Raw genomic sequence first — 17,572 nt, 5'->3', positions numbered from 1 at the left:
ATGGGGGCATGTCTTGTCTTGGTGTCGGGTCCACCGCGTCGTCTTCCGTGTCCCCCTCTGCGGACATCGCCGCCGAGGCGCAGCAGGCGCTCGCTGCGCTCACGGGGCGCCCCGACGCGGTGTTCCACCCCGGCCAGCTCGAGGCCATCTCGGCGCTGGTCGAGCACCGGCAGCGTGCCCTGGTCGTGCAGCGCACCGGGTGGGGCAAGTCCGCGGTGTACTTCCTCGCGACGCTGCTGCTGCGCCGACGCGGAGGCGGCCCGACCGTCCTGGTGTCGCCGCTGCTCGCCCTGATGCGCGACCAGGTCGCCGCCGCCGCGCGGGCCGGTGTCCGTGCGGTGTCGATCAACTCCGCGAACGCCCACGAGTGGGGCGAGACCCAGGCCGCCCTCGCCCGTGACGAGGTCGACGTGCTCCTCGTCTCCCCCGAGCGGCTGAACAACCCGAAGTTCCGCGACGAGCAGATGCCGACCCTGATCGCCCGGATGGGCATGCTCGTGGTCGACGAAGCGCACTGCATCTCGGACTGGGGCCACGACTTCCGGCCGGACTACCGCCGACTGGCCGAGCTCATCCGATCACTCCCCCACGGCGTCCCCGTCCTGGCGACCACCGCGACGGCGAACGAGCGCGTGGTCGAGGACGTCGCCGAACAGCTCACCGCCGGTCCGGCCGACCCGGTGTTCACCATCCGCGGGTCCCTGGCTCGCAAGTCCCTGCGCCTCGGCGTGCTGACACTGCCCGATGCCCGGCAGCGGCTCGGCTGGCTCCTCGCGCACCTCGGCGACCTGCCCGGCAGCGGCATCATCTACACGCTCACCGTCTCGGCAGCCGAGGACATCGCACGGCTGCTGCGCGACAACGGGTACGCCGTCCGTGCCTACACGGGGCGCACCGACACCGACGAGCGCGAACAGCTCGAGCAGCAGCTCAAGGGCAACGAGCTGAAGGCCCTGGTCGCCACGAGTGCGCTCGGCATGGGGTTCGACAAACCCGACCTCGGGTTCGTCGTGCACGCCGGGGCTCCCTCGTCGCCCGTCGCCTACTACCAGCAGATCGGTCGTGCGGGTCGTGCGACCGACAACGCCGACGTCCTGCTCCTGCCCGGGCGTGAGGACCGCGAGATCTGGCAGTACTTCGCCAGCGCCTCGATGCCGACCGAGGCCCGTGCCGCCGCCGTGCTCGGCGCCCTGTCCACCGACACCGCGATGTCGACCGTGGCGCTCGAGGGCCTGGTCGACATCAAGCGTTCCACCCTCGAACTCCTGCTCAAGGTGCTCGACGTCGACGGCGCCGTCCGACGCGTCACCGGCGGCTGGGTGTCGACCGGGCAGCCGTGGGAGTACGACGCACCCCGGTACGAGCGGGTCGCAGCGGCCCGCGCTGCCGAGGCAGCGTCGATGCTCGACTACGAGTCCACCTCGGCCTGCCGCATGCAGCTGCTGCAGCAGGACCTCGACGACCCCTCGGCCGAGCCCTGCGGCCGGTGCGACAACTGCGCCGGGGCGTGGTTCCCGACCACCGTGTCCGACACCGACTCGTCCGGGGCAGCGGCCGCGCTCGACAAGGTCGGCGTCGAGATCGCCCCGCGTGCCCAGTGGCCCTCGGGGATGTCGTCGCTCGGGGTCTCGGTGCGGGGCAAGATCGGCGCGGACGAGCTCGTGCAGCCCGGCCGTGCGGTGGCCCGTCTGACCGACCTCGGCTGGGGCGGTCCCCTGCGCGCACTCTTCTCGACGTCCACCCCCGATGCCCCGATCTCGCGCGAGCTCGTCGACGGCTGTGTCCGGGCGCTCAAGGACTGGCCGTGGGAGACCCGGCCGACCGGTGTCGTGGCGATGTCCTCGCGGTCACGGCCCGAGCTCGTGGGGTCCCTCGCCCAGGCGCTGTCCACGATCGGTCGGCTGCAGTTCCTCGGCACGCTCGGCCGCGCTGGCGGGACCCCTCGTGGCGACGGTGCGACGAACAGCGCCTACCGTCTGTCCGGCGTGTGGGACACCTTCGTGGTCGATCCGTCGCTCGCCGCCGCCCTGCAGGCGCACGAGGGCCCGGTGCTGCTCGTCGACGACCTGGTCGACAGCCGGTGGACGATGACCGTGGCCGGCCGGGAGCTCCGGCGCGCCGGGGCCTCCGCCGTGCTGCCGTTCGCCCTGGCCACGGTCGCGTAGCCCGGTCGCGCCGCCCCTGCACCTGTTTTGCGACAGTCCACGTGTCGATCGACGCGTGTTCTGTCGCGGTGCCGGCCCACCCGCGTGAGCGCCGACGCCGAACGACATCACCGACGTCGTACGACACCGACATCGTCGCTCCCGAGCGTGCGCAACAACCCGCGCCCGCAAGAAGCGACACCACCGACGTCGTACGACACCGACATCGTCGCTCGGCGTCGGTACCCGCCCGCCGGAGCCTCAGCGCCGCGCGGGCTTCGGGAACGTCGCCCGCATGTGGTCGCTCGTCAGCACGTCGCCGATGCCGACCATGAGCACCGAGAACAGGATCTGCTCGATGACCATCCAGAACGGGTAGAGCCCGGGGATCGCCGCGACGATCAGCGTCACGATCGGGAAGATCCGGCTGAACAACCGCAGCCGCTGGTACGCCCAGTAGTACCCGAGCTGCGCCCGCCAGGCGAACACGTAGAGCGTCAGGGTGATGAGCAGCACCACGGTGGACCGGAACCACACCGCCCACGACAGGGACTCCCCCGCGCGGGTCAGCAGCACGGCGACCACGATGGCGGTGAGCCCCACGACGGTCTCGGCGACGAGCAGCCACCGGATCCACCGGAACGAGCGGACGGTGTCCGGGTGTCCGAGCATGTACTCGCGGATCACGTACCCGGACTGCCGGCCTCCGGCCAACCGGTCGAGCCGCAGACGGCACCACACGCGGTCGGCGAGCACACCGAGTCCGTCGTTCTGCTGCGTCACCAGTACATCGTGCCCCATCCCGGCGGCGGCAGCGGACGCGGCACAGCCACGAGCATCGACGCGGAACGACACTGTCGACGTCGGACGACCACGACAGTGTCGTTCGGCGTCGGTTCAGCACGGCCCCAGCGCGCCGCGCTCAGTCCGACGGGACGAGTGCCGCGCCGCCCAGCACGGTGCCGGTGTCGGCGTCGAGCAGGACCAGGGAACGGACCTCGTCGGGCAGTGACCACGGATCGCTGAGCACGACGGTCAGTCCCTGTTCGACCCCGGCGGCCTGGAACAGGTCGTAGGACTCCCCGGCGGGTGTCCACACCGGCTTCGAACCACCGCGCACCGTCCCCGCGGACAGCACGACGTCGACGGGGCCGTCCCCGCCGGTCTCCAGGTGGTCGATCTCCACCGCGAGGGTCTCGTCACTCGTGTTCGCGGCGATCCGGACGTGCCCGGAGGCCGCAGCCCCGATGCCGACGATGTCACCGGACACCGGCGGGACGCGGCGCCACCACGGGTCGATGGGCGAGCCGTCGACCGGACGGACGGGTTCGGGCTCGATCGGTTCCTCGAGGGCGTTGGACGGCTGCAGTCCGGTGTCGGGCGACCGTGCCGGCTCGGGGGCCACGGAGTCGGCACGGGTGACCGTGTCGCCGTCGTCGGACGTGTGCGAGATCGTCCAGAGGGACACCGAACCCACGACGACCACACCGACGAGGACGCCCACCAGGGCGAGCCGACGTCGGTCCGCTGCCCACGGCCCGGTACCCACGCCCCCATGATGCCGCACCGGCGCGACGGACCGGCCCCGGGCCTCCAGGCCGAACACGGGGAGCCAGCCCACCGGAGCCCGGACGCAGAACGCGCCCCGACGGATCGGGGCGCGTTCTGCGTGACGGGTGGGACGGCTCAGCGCTTCCGGCGCTCGCGGACCCGCATGTTGACGTTGATCGGCGTGCCGGAGAAGCCCCAGACCTCGCGGAGGCGACGCGTGATGAAGCGTCGGTACTGCGGGTCGAGGAACGCCGACGTGAAGAGCACGAAGGTCGGCGGCTGGCTCGACGCCTGGGTCCCGAACAGGATGCGGGGCTGCTTGCCGCCGCGCACGGGGTGGGGGTGTTCCTGCACGAGCTCGGCGATGAAGGCGTTGACCTTACCGGTCGGGATGCGGGTGTCCCACGACTCGAGGGCGGTCTCGAGCGCCGGCACGAGCTTCTCGAGGTGGCGGCCGGTACGGGCCGAGATGTTCACGCGCGGAGCCCAGGCGACGTGCGCCAGGTCCTGCTCGATCTCGCGCTCCAGGTAGCGGCGGCGCTCGTCGTCGAGCAGGTCCCACTTGTTGTAGGCCAGCACGAGGGCACGGCCGGACTCGAGGACGAGGTCGATGATGCGGAGGTCCTGCACAGACACCGGCTCGGTGACGTCGAGGACGACGACGGCGACCTCGGCCTTCTCGAGCGCGGCGGTGGTGCGGAGCGAGGCGTAGAAGTCGGCGCCCTGCTGCATGTGGACGCGCTTGCGGATGCCGGCGGTGTCGACGAAGCGCCACACCTTGCCGCCGAGCTCGATCTGCTCGTCCACCGGGTCGCGGGTGGTGCCGGCGATGTCGTTCACGACGACCCGCTCTTCACCGGCGGCCTTGTTGAGCAGCGAGCTCTTGCCGACGTTCGGGCGGCCGAGGATGGCCACGCGGCGGGGGCCGCCGACCTCCTGCTTGGCGACGGCCGAGGTGTCGGGCAGCGTCTTGATGATCAGGTCGAGCAGGTCCGCGACGCCGCGGCCGTGCAGGGCCGACACCGGGTGCGGCTCGCCGAGCCCCAGGTTCCAGAGTTCGTAGGCGTCGAGTTCACGGCGCTCGTCGTCGGCCTTGTTCGCGACGACGATGACGGGGCGGTCGGTGCCGCGGAGCATCTTGACGACGTGCTCGTCGGTGGCGGTGATCCCGACCGTGACGTCCACGACGAACAGCACGGCGTCGGCGAGGTCGATCGCGACCTCGGCCTGCGCGGCGACCGAGGCGTTGATGCCCTCGGCGCCGGGCTCCCAGCCGCCGGTGTCGACGAGCGTGAAGCGCTTGTCGTTCCAGTCGGCCTTGTAGCTGACACGGTCGCGGGTGACGCCGGGGACGTCCTGCACGACGGCCTCACGACGACCGAGGATGCGGTTCACGAGCGCGGACTTGCCGACGTTCGGGCGGCCGACGATCGCGAGCACCGGGTAGGCGGGCAGGTAGTGGACGCCGTCCTCGCCGACCTGACCGGCCTCGAGCAGGGCGAGGTCTTCGTCCTCGAGGTCGTACTCCTCGAGTCCGGCGCGGAGCGCGGTCGCGCGCTGCTCGGCCTCGGCCTCGTCGAGTCCGGCGAGCCGCTCGCCGAGGGCGTCGTCGTACTGGGGGAAGTCGTCGTTGTCCGGGTTGTCCAGCTGAGCCATCTTGGGTTCCTCGCGAGCGGCCGGGGCCGCGGTGTCGGTGGCCGTTGCCGGCCGGGGCCGGGGGTCCGGCCGTGGTGGACCGTCCCGCCGAGGCGGTCCGGTCTGCGTCAGTGCGTGATCGGCCCGCCGAGGCGGTCCGGTCTGCGTCAGTGCGTGGCCGCGCGGGCCAGGTCGACGACCGCCTGCACGGTCTGGTCGAAGTCGAGGTCGGTGGAGTCGAGCGTCGTGACGCCGTCGGCGGCGTTCATGAAGTCGACGACCTTCGCGTCCGCCGCGTCGCGACGAGCGAGTGCTGCGGAGGTCTCGGCGGCCGACTGGGTCGTGACCTCTGCCGAGCGTCGGGCCATTCTAACGGACTCGTCGGCCGTCAGCAGGATCCGGACCTCGGCATCGGGTGCGACGACCGTGGTGATGTCCCGGCCCTCGGTGATGATGCCCGGGGCGTCGGTCTTCCGCATCACGTTCCGGAACAGCTGGACCAGGCGCTTCCGGACGTCCGGGAGCTTCGCGATGTGGGCGACCGCGCCGGTGACGTCGGGGGTGCGGATGGCCTCGGTGACGTCGGTCTCCCCCACCTTGACGTAGTAGTCGTCGGGGTCGGTGCCGATGGCGTAGTCGAAGGTGTCCCAGCTCGCGAGGATCGCCGCGGCGTCGTCGAGGTCGACCCGCTGCTGCAGGGCGTGCCACGCGAGTGCACGGTAGGCGGCGCCGGTGTCCTGGTAGCCGTAGCCCAGGGCGCGGGCTGCCGCCCGGGAGACGCTCGACTTGCCGCTGCCGGCGGGGCCGTCGACCGCGATGACGATCTTCGCCACGTAGGCGCCGTCGGCCAGGCCGGACGGCATCGGGGCGCTGGTCGAACCGGGCTCCCCGCCGGGTTCGCCGAGGCCGCCGGCCGGGCCACCGAGGGGGCCACCCTCAGCGCCACCGCGCGCCCCGTCACCAGGAGTCGGCGTCGGCGTCGGCAGGCCGGAGTCGGGTCCGTCGGTCCCACCGGCCGGAGCGCGTCCACTGATCACGCCGGAGTCGTTCGTGTCGTCGTTCAGGCCCATGCTGCTGCGATCCTCCATCCGCGCCCCTCGAGTTCCTCGACGAGTCGCTGTTCCTGCTCGGGCAGCACCGACACCTCGACGATGCCGATCTGTGCGCCCGGTGAGTGCTCGAGGCGCATGTCCTCGAGGTTGATGCCGATCTCCCCGATGAACGTCAGGAGTGCGGCGATCTGCCCGGGGGTGTCGTCGACCAGGACGACCACCTGGGCGAAGCGCTTGGTGGTGCCGTGCTTGCCGGGGAGCCGTTCGACCCCGCGGTTGCCGTCGGCGATCGTCTCGGCGATGGTGCGCGGCGATCCGGCACCGTCCGGGTCGCCGAGCGCGTCGATCACGCGGGACAGGTCGTCGCGCAGGTCGGTGAGCACCGGCCGGATGTGCCCGGCGTTCGCCCCGATGATCTGCACCCAGAGCCCGGGGTCGCTCGCGGCGATCCGGGTGACGTCGCGCACACCGCCGCCGGCCAGGCCGAGCGACCCGTCGGGGGCGTCCCGCAGGCGCGAGGCCATCAGCGTCGACACGAGCTGCGGCGCGTGCGAGACGTACGCGACGGCGAGGTCGTGCGACTCCGGGTCCATCGGCACGACGGTGGCGCCGACGTCGAGCGCGAGGTCCTCGACCACCGCGGCACGCTGGTACGTGATGCCGTCGTGCCCCGCGATCACCCACGGGCGACCGACGAACAGGTCGGCGCGGGCGGCGGTCGGACCACTGCGCTCGCGTCCGGCCATCGGGTGCGACCCGATGTAGCGGGAGACGTCGGCCCCGGCCGCCACCAGGGCGGCGAGCGGCCCGGACTTCACGCTGGCGACGTCCGTCACCACGGCGTCGGGGTGGGCGGCGAGCTCGCGCTCCACCACGGTCGCGACGACGTCCGGCGGTACCGCGACGACGACGAGCTCCGGTTGGTCGCCGGCAGCCGGTCGACGCCCGGCGCCGTAGTCCACGGCGAGCGCCAGCGCGGCGGGCGAGACGTCGTCGAGGACGACGTCCACACCCTTCTCGCGCAGGGCGAGACCGATCGAGGCGCCGAGCAACCCGGCACCGACGACCCGGACCGGGCCGCGCAGACGGCGGTCGATGTCGGTCGGGGTCACGTCGGTCACCGGGCAAGCCTACCGATCGACGCTCGGGCATCGGTCGATGCCCGAGCGTCGGGTTCGGTCAGTCCGCCGACTCGTCCTCGTACTCGTCGTCGTCCTGGTCGAGGGCGACGTCGCGGTCGTCACGAGCGGACGGCTTCGCGTCACGGACGGTGCTGAGCAGCTTGCCCACCTCGACCGTGCCGAGCTCGCGCATCTTGCCCGGCGGCAGGCTGCCCAGGTGCAGCGGTCCGAACGACCGGCGGACGAGTTCGAGGACCGGGTGGTCGACGGCCTCGAGCATGCGACGGACGATGCGGTTGCGGCCGGAGTGCAGCGTGATCTCGACGAGCGACTCACCCCGCGAGGACTCGAGCAACCGCACCTTGTCGGCCTTGATCGGACCGTCCTCGAGCTCGACGCCCTCGGTCAGGCGCTGCACCACGGCGGGGTTCACGTTGCCGTGGACCTTCGCGATGTACGTCTTCTGCACGCCGAACGACGGGTGCGCCAGCACGTGTGCCAGGTCGCCGTCGTTCGTCAGGACGAGCAGTCCGGAGGTCTCGGTGTCGAGACGGCCGACGTTGAACAGGCGCTCCTCGTAGCGGTCCACGAACTCGGTCAGGTCGCGGCGACCGCGCTCGTCCTGCAGGCTCGAGACGACACCGGTCGGCTTGTTCAGCACGATGTAGCGCCGCGACGAGTCGATCTGCACCGGCACGCCGTCGACGCTGATCGCGTCCTTCTCGGGGTCGACGCGACGCCCGAGGGCGTCCACGACCTCGCCGTTGACCGTCACGCGGCCCTCGACGATCAGGTTCTCCGCGACCCGGCGGGATGCCACGCCGGCAGCGGCGATCACCTTCTGCAGGCGCTCACCCTCTGCCTGGAGGCTCGGCTCGGCCCCGGCAGGAGCCGTTCCGTCCGCCGCGTCCCAGTCCTCGATGATGGGCCGTTCGGGCGTGCCCTCGGCCGGGTTGCCCCGGTCGTCGCGCTGCCCGCTCGGCTTCGGCGTGGTGCGGTCGCTGTTGCGGACACTCGTGGTGCCGCCGACGTAGCGGCGGCCGTTGTGCCAGACGCGGCTCTGCTGGCCGTCCGGGGTGCGGCGGTCATCACGCGGCGCGGCGCTGCCACGGTCGTCACGGCCGCGGTACCCACCACGGTCATCGCGCGGGGCCGAAGCACCACGGTCATCACGGCCGCGGTACCCACCACGGTCGTCACGCGGAGCCGAGCTGCGGTCGTCACGGCCGCGGTACCCACCACGCTCATCCCGCGGGGCGGAGCTGCGGTCGTCACGGCCGCGGTACCCACCACGGTCATCGCGCGGAGCGGAGTTGCCGCGGTAGCCACCACGGTCGCCGGCACCGGATCGGTCATCGCGACCCCGGTAGCCGCCACGGTCGTCGCGCGGAGCCGAAGCTCCACGGTCGTCACGGCCGCGGTACCCACCACGGTCGTCGCGCGGTGCGGAGCTCCCGCGGTCGTCGCGACCCCGGTACCCACCACGGTCGTCACGCGGAGCCGAGCCACGGTAGCCACCACGGTCGTCACGCGGAGCCGAAGCCCCACGGTCGTCGCGGCCGCGGTACCCACCGCGGTCGTCACGCGGAGCCGAGTTGCCGCGGTAGCCACCACGGTCACCGCCACCGGATCGGTCATCGCGACCGCGGTACCCACCACGGTCGTCACGCGGAGCCGAGTTGCCGCGGTAGCCACCACGGTCGCCACCGCGGTCGTCGCGCTGCGCGGAAGCCCCTCGGTCGTCACGGCCCCGGTAGCCACCACGGTCGTCACGCGGAGCGGAGGCACCCCGGTAGCCACCACGGTCTCCGCCACCGGAACGGTCGTCACGACCCCGGTAGCCACCACGGTCGTCACGCGGAGCCGAGGCCCCGCGGTACCCGCCGCGGTCGTCACGCGAGGGGTACCCGCCACGGCGGTCGTCGTCACGCGGCGGGCGCGCGCCCCCGCGGTCGTCGCGACCGTACCCGCCGGAGCGGCCGCCGGCACTGGAACCGGCCCCGCCGCGTCCGCCGGCCGGGCGGCCCGAGCGGTCCGGGCCTCCTGAGCGTCCGTTGCGGTCGTCTCGGTCTCGGGGCGCGCCGCGCCCCCGGTCGTCAAACCCTGCCATCGGGGATCCCTTCGTTCTGCTCGAAGCCGTCCGCACCGTCGTCCAGGAGGGGCGAGATGAGCGGCAGCTCGTCGAGCGAGTTGATGCCGAGCTGCTGCAGGAGCAGGTCGGACGTGACGTAGTTGATGGCGCCGGTCTCGGCGTCGGTGAACGACTCCTCGATGAGGCCGCGTGCCACCAGGGTTCGGACGACGCCGTCGACGTTGACGGCGCGGATCGCAGCGATCTGCGAGCGGGTGATCGGCTGCTTGTAGGCGACGACCGCCAGGGTCTCGAGTGCAGCCTGCGACAGCCGCGAGGGGCGCTCGGCCTCGACGAACTGCTCGACCACGGGGTCCAGGTCGGCGCGGACGTAGAAGCGCCAGCCGCCACCGACCTCGCGCAGTTCGAAGCCACGGCGGATCGTGCCGTCGACGCCGTCGAAGTCGGCGACCAGGCGGTCGATCGCCTGGCGGACGGCGGGGACGGGCGACCCGACGGCAGCGCCGAGGGCGACGAGCGACTGCGGCTGGTCGGCGATCATCAGGATGGCCTCGAGCTGACGGTCGATGGGGATGGTCGGGTGGGCCTGCGATGCGGTGCGCTCGTGGATCTCGTGCTCGATCGCGCGGGCGTCGGCCATCTCGTCGGCGCCGCCGGGTTCGGCGCTGGACGTGTCGTGCACGTCATCCGTCATAGTCGGCTCCCAGGTTCGCGAGGCTCTCGTCGGACCAGTCCTCGGCGGTCCACCGCAGTGTCAGCTCCCCGAGCGGCTCGAGCTGCTCGAACGAGATCGACGCGTTCCGGTACAGCTCGAGGATCGCGAGGAAGCGAGCCACCACGATACCCGTCTGGTCGACGCCCGCGACCAGTTCACGGAACGAGACGCCCTCACCATCACGGGTGCGGAGGATCGAGACGACGATCGCGGCCTGTTCGCGGATGCTGATGAGCGGGGCGTGCAGGTGGTCGAGGCCGACGGTCGGGATCTCCCGCGGGGCGAAGGCCAGCGCGGCCAGCGCGGCGAAGTCCTGCACCGACAGGGTCCAGACGAGCTCCGGCGTCCGCGCACGGAACCGCTCCTCGAGCCGGACGCTGCGGACGTGCCGGCGCGACTCGACGCCCCAGCGCTCCCCGAACCAGTCGGCGGCCTGCTTGAACGCCCGGTACTGCAGCAGTCGGGCGAACAGCAGGTCGCGGGCCTCGAGCAGGGCGACGTCCTCGGCGTCCACGAGCTCACCCTGGGGCAGCAGCCCGACGATCTTCAGGTCGAGCAGCGTCGCCGCGACGACCAGGAACTCGCTGGCCTCGTCGAGCTCGTCGGCGGACTCGGCCTGCCGGACGTACTGGATGAACTCCCCCGTCACGGCACCGAGCGACACCTCGGTGATGTCGAGCTCGTGCTTCGTGATGAGCGACAGCAGGAGGTCGAACGGTCCGTCGAAGTTGGCGAGCCGGACCCGGAACCCCGCGTCAGGCGACGGCGCCACGCTGGACGAGCTCTCGTGCGAGCTGCCGGTAGGCGTGGGCGGCAGGGTGGTCCGGCGCGGTCTGCGTGATCGGGCGTGCGGACACCGTGGCGTCCGGGAACTTCACGGTGCGGCCGATGACGGTGTCGAGCACGCGGTCGTCGAAGGTGTCGACGACCCGCTCCATGACCTCGCGGGAGTGCAGCGTGCGCGAGTCGTACATGGTCGCCAGGATGCCGTCGAGCTTGAGCGCCGGGTTGAGGCGGTCGCGCACCTTGTCGATCGTCTCGATGAGCAGGGCGACACCGCGGAGCGCGAAGAACTCGCACTCGAGCGGGATGAGCACGCCGTGCGCCGCGGTCAGGGCGTTCACGGTGAGCAGGCCGAGCGACGGCTGGCAGTCGACCAGGATCACGTCGTAGTCGTTGGCGACCTTGCGCAGCACGCTCGCCAGGATCTGCTCGCGGGCGACCTCGTTGACCAGGTGCACCTCGGCCGCGGACAGGTCGATGTTCGCCGGGATGACGTCGAGGCCGGGGGTGTTCGTCGGCTGGATGACCTGGTTCGGGTCCTTCACGGCACCCATCAGCAGGTCGTACACGGTGTGGATGTCGTGGGTCCGGACCCCGAGGCCGGCGGACAGCGCGCCCTGCGGGTCGAAGTCGACGGCCAGGACCTTGCGGCCGTACTCGGCGAGCGCGGCGCCCAGGTTGATGGCCGTCGTGGTCTTGCCCACGCCGCCCTTCTGGTTGCAGAGCGCGATGATGCGGGCGGGTCCGGTGCTGTCGAGCTCCTCGGGCACGGGGAAGTCCCGGACGGGACGCCCCGTCGGACCGTGGGTGGTCGCGCCGGTGGGGTTGGTCGTCGGGTTCGGGCTCACCCCGTCATCGTACCGGCGACCTCGGGCTGGGCCGGGTCGCACCGCCGCGGGACCGTTGCGCTGCTGACCGGCAGCCCGGCCGCGGGCGCTGCTGCTGCGCTGTTGCTGCTGCTGCGCTGTTGCTGTTGCTCGTCAGGCAGCGCGCAGGGCGACGCGCATGCTGTCGACCCGCTCGGCGATCACGGGGTCCGTCGACCACCGCTGCTGCAGCCGGCCGACGAGCTCGCCGACCTGCTCTCGGTCGAGCCCCGGGTGCAGTGCCAGGCCCACCGTCAGCTCCGGCCCGGCGAACCGGCCGACCGGGTCGCCCGGCGCGAGTTCGACACGGGCGACGCTGGACTCACCCTCGACCGAGGCGGCGAAGGCGCGGGCCACCTCGGGGTCCTCGAAGCACGGGGCCCACGGCAGGTCCTGCCCGAGCGCCCACACCGCCGGACGACGCAGCACGAACTCGGTCGGCGACTTCGGGTCGAGCACGACGAGCTGGGTGTCCTCGCTCGCAGCGGCCATCGCCACACGGCGGGACTCCACCGGCACCGGGCGCGCGTCCGGGTCCCACGCGTGCATGGCGTCGACCGAGGTGAACGCCGGCATCACGCTGCGACCGTCCGGACCGGCGACCGTCACGATCGAGAGTTCCTGGGTCTTGTCGACGAGCTTGCCCTCGTCGGTCTCCCCCACGTCGCCGGCCTCGGCGATGAGTGGGATGAGCAGACGGGCGGTGCGGAGCGACTCGACGATCGCCGCCTGGGAGGCACCCCCGGCGAGCGCACCGATCGCGGCGACCACCGCGGGGTCGGCGAGTCCGTCGTCGTCGGCGAACGCGGTGTCGTGGTGGTCGAACGTGCGGCCTTCCCACGAGAAGCCCGCCGAGTCCGCGGCCCCGCCGGGGGTGTGCGCGTCGTCGGCGTCGGGCCCCGTGCCACGGCCGTTCGAGATGCCCGCCACGGCGTTACTCGGAGGCGATGTCGAGTGCGGCCGGCAGCGTGAACGCCCCGGAGTACAGCGCCTTGCCGATGATCGCGCCCTCGAGCCCGTACGGCACGAGTTCGCGGAGCGCACGGAGGTCGTCGAGCGTGGAGATCCCGCCCGAGGCCACCACGGGCTGGTCGGTCCGGTCGCACACCTGGCGGAGCAGTTCGACGTTCGGCCCCTGCAGCGTGCCGTCCTTGGTGACGTCGGTCACCACGTAGCGGGCACACCCGGCGGCTTCCAGCCGGTCGAGCACCTCCCACAGGTCACCGGCGTCCTCGGTCCAGCCACGGCTCGAGAGCGTGGTGCCGCGGACGTCCAGCCCGACCGCGATCTGCTCGCCGTACTCACCGATCACACGGGCGGCCCAGTCGGGGTTCTCGAGCGCCGCGGTGCCGAGGTTCACGCGTGCCGCACCGGTCGCCAGTGCCGCTTCGAGCGAGGCGTCGTCGCGGATGCCACCGGACAGCTCGACGGAGACGCCCTCGACCTCGCGGACGGCGTGCGCGATCACCCGGCGGTTGTCGCCACGGCCGAAGGCCGCATCGAGGTCGACGAGGTGGATCCACTCGGCACCCTGGTCACGCCAGGTCCGGGCAGCGGCGACGGGGTCGCCGTAGCCGGTCTCGCTCCCCGCCTCGCCCTGGGTGAGTCGCACGGCCTGTCCGTCGACGACGTCGACCGCCGGCAGCAGGACGAGGGGCGGGGTGTCGGTGAGGTCGGTCATGGTCCTGTCGGTTTCGTTGCGGTGGAGAAGGGGCTGCGGACGGCCGGGAGGCCCGGTGCGCGTCCGGCACGGCCGTCGCGCCCGGCACCGGCCGGGTTCAGAGCGAACGCACCCAGTTGGAGAGCAGGCGGATGCCCGGCTCTCCGGACTTCTCGGGGTGGAACTGCGTGGCGGTGAGCGGCCCGTTCTCGACCGCGGCGATGAACGGCTGCCCGTGCTCGGCCCACGTCAGACGGGGCGCACGGAACGGCCCGTACGCCTCGAGCGGGAAGTCGGTCACCCCGTAGGAGTGCACGAAGTAGAAACGATCGTCGTGCAGCCCGTCGAACAGCACGGAGTCCTCGGGGGCCTGCACGGTGTTCCAGCCCATGTGCGGCAGCACCTCGGCCTGGATCTCCTGCACGGTGCCGGGCCACTGGCCGAGCCCTTCGACGTCGGCACCACGCTCGATGCCCCGCGAGAACAGGACCTGCATGCCGACGCAGATGCCGAGCACGGGTCGCCCGCCGGCCAGACGGTGGTCGACGATCTCACCACCCTGCACGCCCTCGAGCTGGTCGATCACGGCGGCGAACGCGCCGACGCCGGGGACGAGCAGGCCGTCGGCCTTGAGCGCCGCCTGCTTGTCCGAGGTCAGCGTGACCTCGGCCCCGGCGCGCTCGAGCGCCTTGGCGGCGGAGTGGACGTTGCCCGACCCGTAGTCGAGGACGACGACGTTCGGCTTGGCGGCGGTCACAGGGCGCCCTTCGTCGAGGGGATGCCGTCGACGCGCGGGTCCAGTTCGACCGCCTTGCGCATGGCTCGGGCGAACGCCTTGAACTCGGCTTCGGCGATGTGGTGGGGGTCGCGGCCCTCGAGCACGCGGACGTGCACGGTGATGCCGGCGTTGAACGTGATGGCCTCGAACACGTGGCGGACCATCGAGCCGGTGAAGTGGCCACCGATGCGGTGGAACTCGAAGCCCGCGGGCTCGCCGGAGTGCACGAGGAACGGACGCCCGGAGACGTCGACGACAGCCTGGGCCAGCGCCTCGTCGAGCGGGACGAGGGCGTCGCCGTACCGGCCGATGCCGGAGCGGTCCCCGAGGGCCTGCTTGATCGCCTGTCCGAGCACGATGCCGGTGTCCTCGACCGTGTGGTGCACGTCGATGTCGGTGTCGCCCGTGGAGCGCACGCGCAGGTCGATCAGGGAGTGCTTGCTGAACGCGGTCAGCATGTGGTCGAAGAACGGGACGGAGGTCGAGATCGACGAGGTCCCGGTGCCGTCCAGGTCGAGCTCGAGTTCGACACTCGATTCGCTCGTCGAACGGCTGATCGAGGCGGTGCGGGCGGTCATGCCTCAACCCTAACCGGCGGCTGCTCGGCGGCGACCTGCCGCATGGCGTCGAGGAACGCGGTCGTCTCGGCCTCGGTCCCCGCACTCACCCGCAGGTGGTTCGGGATCCCGAGGTCACGCACGATGACGTCACGCTCGAGCAGCGCCTCGAACGCGGCGTTCGGGTCGGCGACACCACCGAACAGGACGAAGTTCGACCAGGTCTCGTAGGTGCGGTACCCCATGGCCTGGAGCTCGGTGACCATGCGGTCGCGCTGCCCCTTGATGTCGTCGACCATCGCCAGCATCTCGGGGGCGTGCCGGAGTGCCGCGATCGCCGCGGCCTGGGTCAGCGCGGACAGGTGGTACGGCAGCCGGACCAGCCGGACGGCGTCGACGACGGCGGGGTGCGCGGCCATGTACCCGACCCGGGCACCGGCGAACGCGAACGCCTTGCTCATGGTGCGGGAGACCACGAGGCGCTCACGACCGGGCAGCAGCGTGAGCGCGCTCGGAGCGTCGGACGGCATGAACTCGGCGTACGCCTCGTCCACCATCACGATGCCGTCGGTCGCGTCGTAGGCGGCCGCGATCGTCTCGATGTCGAGCGGGGTGCCCGTCGGGTTGTTCGGCCCGCACAGGAACACGATGTCCGGCTGGTGCGCACGGATGGCCGCCACGACGGTCTCGGGCGAGATGCGGAACTCGTCGTCCCGCTGGGCCGGGATCCACGTGGTGCCAGTGCCCGACGCGAGGATCGAGTGCATCGAGTAGGTGGGCGGGAACCCGAGCACCGAGCGACCGGGGCCACCGAACGCCTGGAGGAGCTGCTGCAACACCTCGTTGGACCCGTTCGCCGCCCAGAGCTGCTCGGCGGTCAGGTCGTGCCCGAGGTAGTCGGCAAGTGACTGGCGGAGCTCGGTGAACTCGCGGTCCGGGTACCGGTTGACCGTCAGCAGGGCCTGCCGGATCGACTCGACGATGTCGGCAGCGACGTCGTCCGGAACGGGATGCGTGTTCTCGTTGACGTTGAGCTGCACACGAACGTGCTTCTGCGGGGCGCCGTAGGGGCTCTGCCCGCGCAGGTCGTCTCGGATCGGGAGGTCTTCGAGCGTGAATGCCACCGATCCATCGTAGGCCGCTGTCACCGTGCGACGACCAGCCGTCCGGACGGCGCTGCCCGAGTGACTACTCGCCGTCGGTGTACTTGGTGGGGATGGCGATCTCTTCGCCGGCCTGCAGCGCGGAGCCGTCGAGCGCGTTGAGGCTCACGACGTCCTGCACGAAGTCACGCGGGTCCGAGTTCGGCGCGGTCTGCTCGGCGAGCTGCCAGAGCGTCTCGCCCGGCTGGATCGTCACGGTCTCGAACTGAGTGCGGGCGCCGCCGGCCGTGGCGTCGCCGGCGGAGGCCTGTCCACCGTTCAGCACGCCGAGCGCGACGACGATGAGGAGCGGGAGCGCGGCGAGCGTCGTGAAGACGATGCGGCCGCGACGCGTCAGACGCAGGCGGGTACGCACGGCGGGCGCCGCGGTGCGCTGGATGTCAGCGATGGCGATGGTGCTCATGTCGTTCTTGCCTTCCCGTTCGGTGGAACCGAAGTCGTGTACCGAACATAGTTTCGAATCAGACGGCGCACAAGTCCTGGGAGGGGATTTCTGCGGGGTTTTCTTGCGACACGCTCGAACAGGTGTTTGTCCGACCCTGGCTGGTCGGATACTGTTTCGATCGACTGGGACAAGCCTGACGGGGACCACCGACATTCCCGCCGCGGCCGGACCGGCACCGACGAAAGCGAGACGACGTGGTGGACGAACTGCGGGGCCAGAAGCCGCTGACGCCGAAGCAGCAGGCGATCTTCGACGCGATCCGTGCGTCGATCGCCTCACGGGGCTACCCGCCGAGCATGCGCGAGATCGGCGACGCCGCCGGACTCTCCTCGCTCTCCAGCGTCTCCCACCAGCTCGGCCAGCTCGAGCTCGGGGGCTGGATCCGCCGCGACCCGAACCGTCCGCGTGCGCTCGAGGTCCTGGTCGACGAGCCGTCGTCCGACGTCGGCGGCCCGGACATCGACGCCACCACGCTCGTGCCGCTCGTCGGCCGGATCGCCGCCGGTGTCCCGATCACCGCCGAGCAGCACGTCGACGAGATCATCCCGCTCCCCCGACAGCTCGTCGGCACCGGCGAGCTGTTCATGCTCAAGGTCGTCGGTGAGTCGATGATCGACGCCGCGATCTGCGACGGCGACTGGGTCGTCGTCCGGTCGCAGCAGACCGCCGAGAACGGTGACATCGTCGCGGCCATGCTCGACGAAGAGGCGACGGTCAAGGTCTTCCGCCAGCGCGACGGTCACACGTGGCTGCTGCCGCGCAACTCCGCCTTCGAGCCGATCCTCGGCGACGCCGCCTCGGTCCTCGGCAAGGTCGTCGCGGTCCTCCGCTCCCTCTGACCGCGGCCCGCGCTACACCGGCGCGAGGCTCCGTCGTCAGTGCACGAAACCCCTCGTACGACGCCCCCTGCACGACGAAACGCCGCCGGATGCGGCGGCGTTTCGTGTGTTCCGGGGCGTCTCGGTGACGCGAGGGCGTCCGGCGGACCCGTGACGGGCCTCCAGGCCGCG

The 17,572-nt window shown here is 71.7% G+C and carries 17 protein-coding genes; 2 read left to right on the top strand and 15 right to left on the bottom strand.

All coding sequences use genetic code 11. From position 1 onward, the window contains the following. Window positions 1-8 precede the first annotated feature (8 nt). On the top strand, window positions 9-2,165 hold the full coding sequence (locus tag BR70_RS0102530; RefSeq protein WP_197019602.1) for a RecQ family ATP-dependent DNA helicase: 2,157 nt from the start codon (window positions 9-11) through the stop codon (window positions 2,163-2,165). Window positions 2,166-2,405: 240 nt separating this feature from the next. Here BR70_RS0102530 and BR70_RS0102525 read toward each other — a convergent pair whose 3' ends face one another. The 15 genes from BR70_RS0102525 to BR70_RS0102455 form a co-directional block, all read right to left on the bottom strand. Beyond that, a complete protein-coding gene (locus BR70_RS0102525; protein ID WP_051596540.1) occupies window positions 2,406-2,927 on the bottom strand; it encodes a hypothetical protein in 522 nt (173 codons plus the stop codon). Window positions 2,928-3,066: 139 nt separating this feature from the next. Next, window positions 3,067-3,693 (bottom strand): hypothetical protein, encoded by a 627-nt coding sequence (locus BR70_RS0102520; RefSeq protein ID WP_155896735.1) that lies wholly within the window; start codon window positions 3,691-3,693, stop codon window positions 3,067-3,069. A gap of 137 nt (window positions 3,694-3,830) precedes the next feature. Then, a complete protein-coding gene (der, locus tag BR70_RS0102515) occupies window positions 3,831-5,351 on the bottom strand; it encodes a ribosome biogenesis GTPase Der (protein WP_027464783.1) in 1,521 nt (506 codons plus the stop codon). Window positions 5,352-5,497: 146 nt separating this feature from the next. Continuing rightward, the gene (cmk, locus tag BR70_RS0102510) at window positions 5,498-6,193 is read right to left on the bottom strand and encodes a (d)CMP kinase (RefSeq protein ID WP_051596569.1); all 696 of its coding nucleotides are present in this window, start codon (window positions 6,191-6,193) and stop codon (window positions 5,498-5,500) included. A gap of 197 nt (window positions 6,194-6,390) precedes the next feature. Then, window positions 6,391-7,503, bottom strand: a complete 1,113-nt coding sequence (locus BR70_RS0102505) for a prephenate dehydrogenase (RefSeq protein WP_051596539.1) — start codon at window positions 7,501-7,503, stop codon at window positions 6,391-6,393. A 58-nt stretch (window positions 7,504-7,561) separates the two neighbouring features. Beyond that, a complete protein-coding gene (locus BR70_RS23695) occupies window positions 7,562-8,350 on the bottom strand; it encodes a pseudouridine synthase (RefSeq protein ID WP_231495626.1) in 789 nt (262 codons plus the stop codon). Between the two features lie 1,249 nt (window positions 8,351-9,599). Continuing rightward, window positions 9,600-10,289, bottom strand: a complete 690-nt coding sequence (gene scpB / locus BR70_RS0102495) for an SMC-Scp complex subunit ScpB (protein WP_027464780.1) — start codon at window positions 10,287-10,289, stop codon at window positions 9,600-9,602. Beyond that, window positions 10,279-11,082 carry a segregation and condensation protein A gene (locus BR70_RS0102490; protein ID WP_171907825.1) on the bottom strand — a complete coding sequence of 268 codons (804 nt, stop codon included), beginning with the start codon at window positions 11,080-11,082 and terminating at the stop codon, window positions 10,279-10,281. The genes scpB and BR70_RS0102490 overlap by 11 nt, the downstream gene beginning before the upstream one ends. After that, window positions 11,066-11,941, bottom strand: coding sequence for a ParA family protein (locus BR70_RS0102485; RefSeq protein ID WP_017885900.1), 876 nt, complete (start codon window positions 11,939-11,941; stop codon window positions 11,066-11,068). Before BR70_RS0102485 ends, BR70_RS0102490 begins: the two co-directional genes overlap by 17 nt. Before the next feature lie 132 nt (window positions 11,942-12,073). Next, a complete protein-coding gene (locus BR70_RS0102480; protein WP_027464778.1) occupies window positions 12,074-12,889 on the bottom strand; it encodes an SseB family protein in 816 nt (271 codons plus the stop codon). A gap of 4 nt (window positions 12,890-12,893) precedes the next feature. Continuing rightward, a complete protein-coding gene (gene priA, locus BR70_RS0102475) occupies window positions 12,894-13,640 on the bottom strand; it encodes a bifunctional 1-(5-phosphoribosyl)-5-((5-phosphoribosylamino)methylideneamino)imidazole-4-carboxamide isomerase/phosphoribosylanthranilate isomerase PriA (protein WP_017885902.1) in 747 nt (248 codons plus the stop codon). 97 nt (window positions 13,641-13,737) lie between these two features. Next, window positions 13,738-14,376 (bottom strand): imidazole glycerol phosphate synthase subunit HisH, encoded by a 639-nt coding sequence (gene hisH, locus BR70_RS0102470; protein ID WP_027464777.1) that lies wholly within the window; start codon window positions 14,374-14,376, stop codon window positions 13,738-13,740. Then, a complete protein-coding gene (gene hisB, locus BR70_RS0102465; RefSeq protein WP_027464776.1) occupies window positions 14,373-14,975 on the bottom strand; it encodes an imidazoleglycerol-phosphate dehydratase HisB in 603 nt (200 codons plus the stop codon). Before hisB ends, hisH begins: the two co-directional genes overlap by 4 nt. Continuing rightward, the gene (locus BR70_RS0102460; protein ID WP_027464775.1) at window positions 14,972-16,078 is read right to left on the bottom strand and encodes a histidinol-phosphate transaminase; all 1,107 of its coding nucleotides are present in this window, start codon (window positions 16,076-16,078) and stop codon (window positions 14,972-14,974) included. Before BR70_RS0102460 ends, hisB begins: the two co-directional genes overlap by 4 nt. A 64-nt stretch (window positions 16,079-16,142) precedes the next feature. Beyond that, complete coding sequence (locus BR70_RS0102455; RefSeq protein ID WP_027464774.1) at window positions 16,143-16,520, bottom strand: LysM peptidoglycan-binding domain-containing protein; 378 nt, start codon at window positions 16,518-16,520, stop codon at window positions 16,143-16,145. 236 nt (window positions 16,521-16,756) lie between these two features. Here BR70_RS0102455 and lexA point away from each other — a divergent pair, with 236 nt between their 5' ends. Beyond that, window positions 16,757-17,401, top strand: coding sequence for a transcriptional repressor LexA (gene lexA / locus BR70_RS0102450; protein WP_027464773.1), 645 nt, complete (start codon window positions 16,757-16,759; stop codon window positions 17,399-17,401). Window positions 17,402-17,572: the final 171 nt, after the last annotated feature.

This window comes from Curtobacterium sp. UNCCL17, assembly GCF_000686685.1.
Lineage (GTDB): Bacteria > Actinomycetota > Actinomycetes > Actinomycetales > Microbacteriaceae > Curtobacterium > Curtobacterium flaccumfaciens.
Note: the sequence above shows the minus strand (reverse complement) of the source record. Positions and strands in the feature narration are given on the sequence as shown.

Bases quoted from the DNA above. Each gene is read 5' to 3' on its own strand.
- cmk (WP_051596569.1), bottom strand. From the start codon at position 6,193: ATGCCGTCCGGCCTGGCCGACGGCGCCTACGTGGCGAAGATCGTCATC.
- hisB (WP_027464776.1), bottom strand. From the start codon at position 14,975: ATGACCGCCCGCACCGCCTCGATCAGCCGTTCGACGAGCGAATCGAGT.
- BR70_RS0102530 (WP_197019602.1), top strand. From the start codon at position 9: ATGTCTTGTCTTGGTGTCGGGTCCACCGCGTCGTCTTCCGTGTCCCCC.
- priA (WP_017885902.1), bottom strand. From the start codon at position 13,640: ATGACCGACCTCACCGACACCCCGCCCCTCGTCCTGCTGCCGGCGGTC.
- der (WP_027464783.1), bottom strand. From the start codon at position 5,351: ATGGCTCAGCTGGACAACCCGGACAACGACGACTTCCCCCAGTACGAC.
- scpB (WP_027464780.1), bottom strand. From the start codon at position 10,289: ATGACGGATGACGTGCACGACACGTCCAGCGCCGAACCCGGCGGCGCC.
- BR70_RS0102455 (WP_027464774.1), bottom strand. From the start codon at position 16,520: ATGAGCACCATCGCCATCGCTGACATCCAGCGCACCGCGGCGCCCGCC.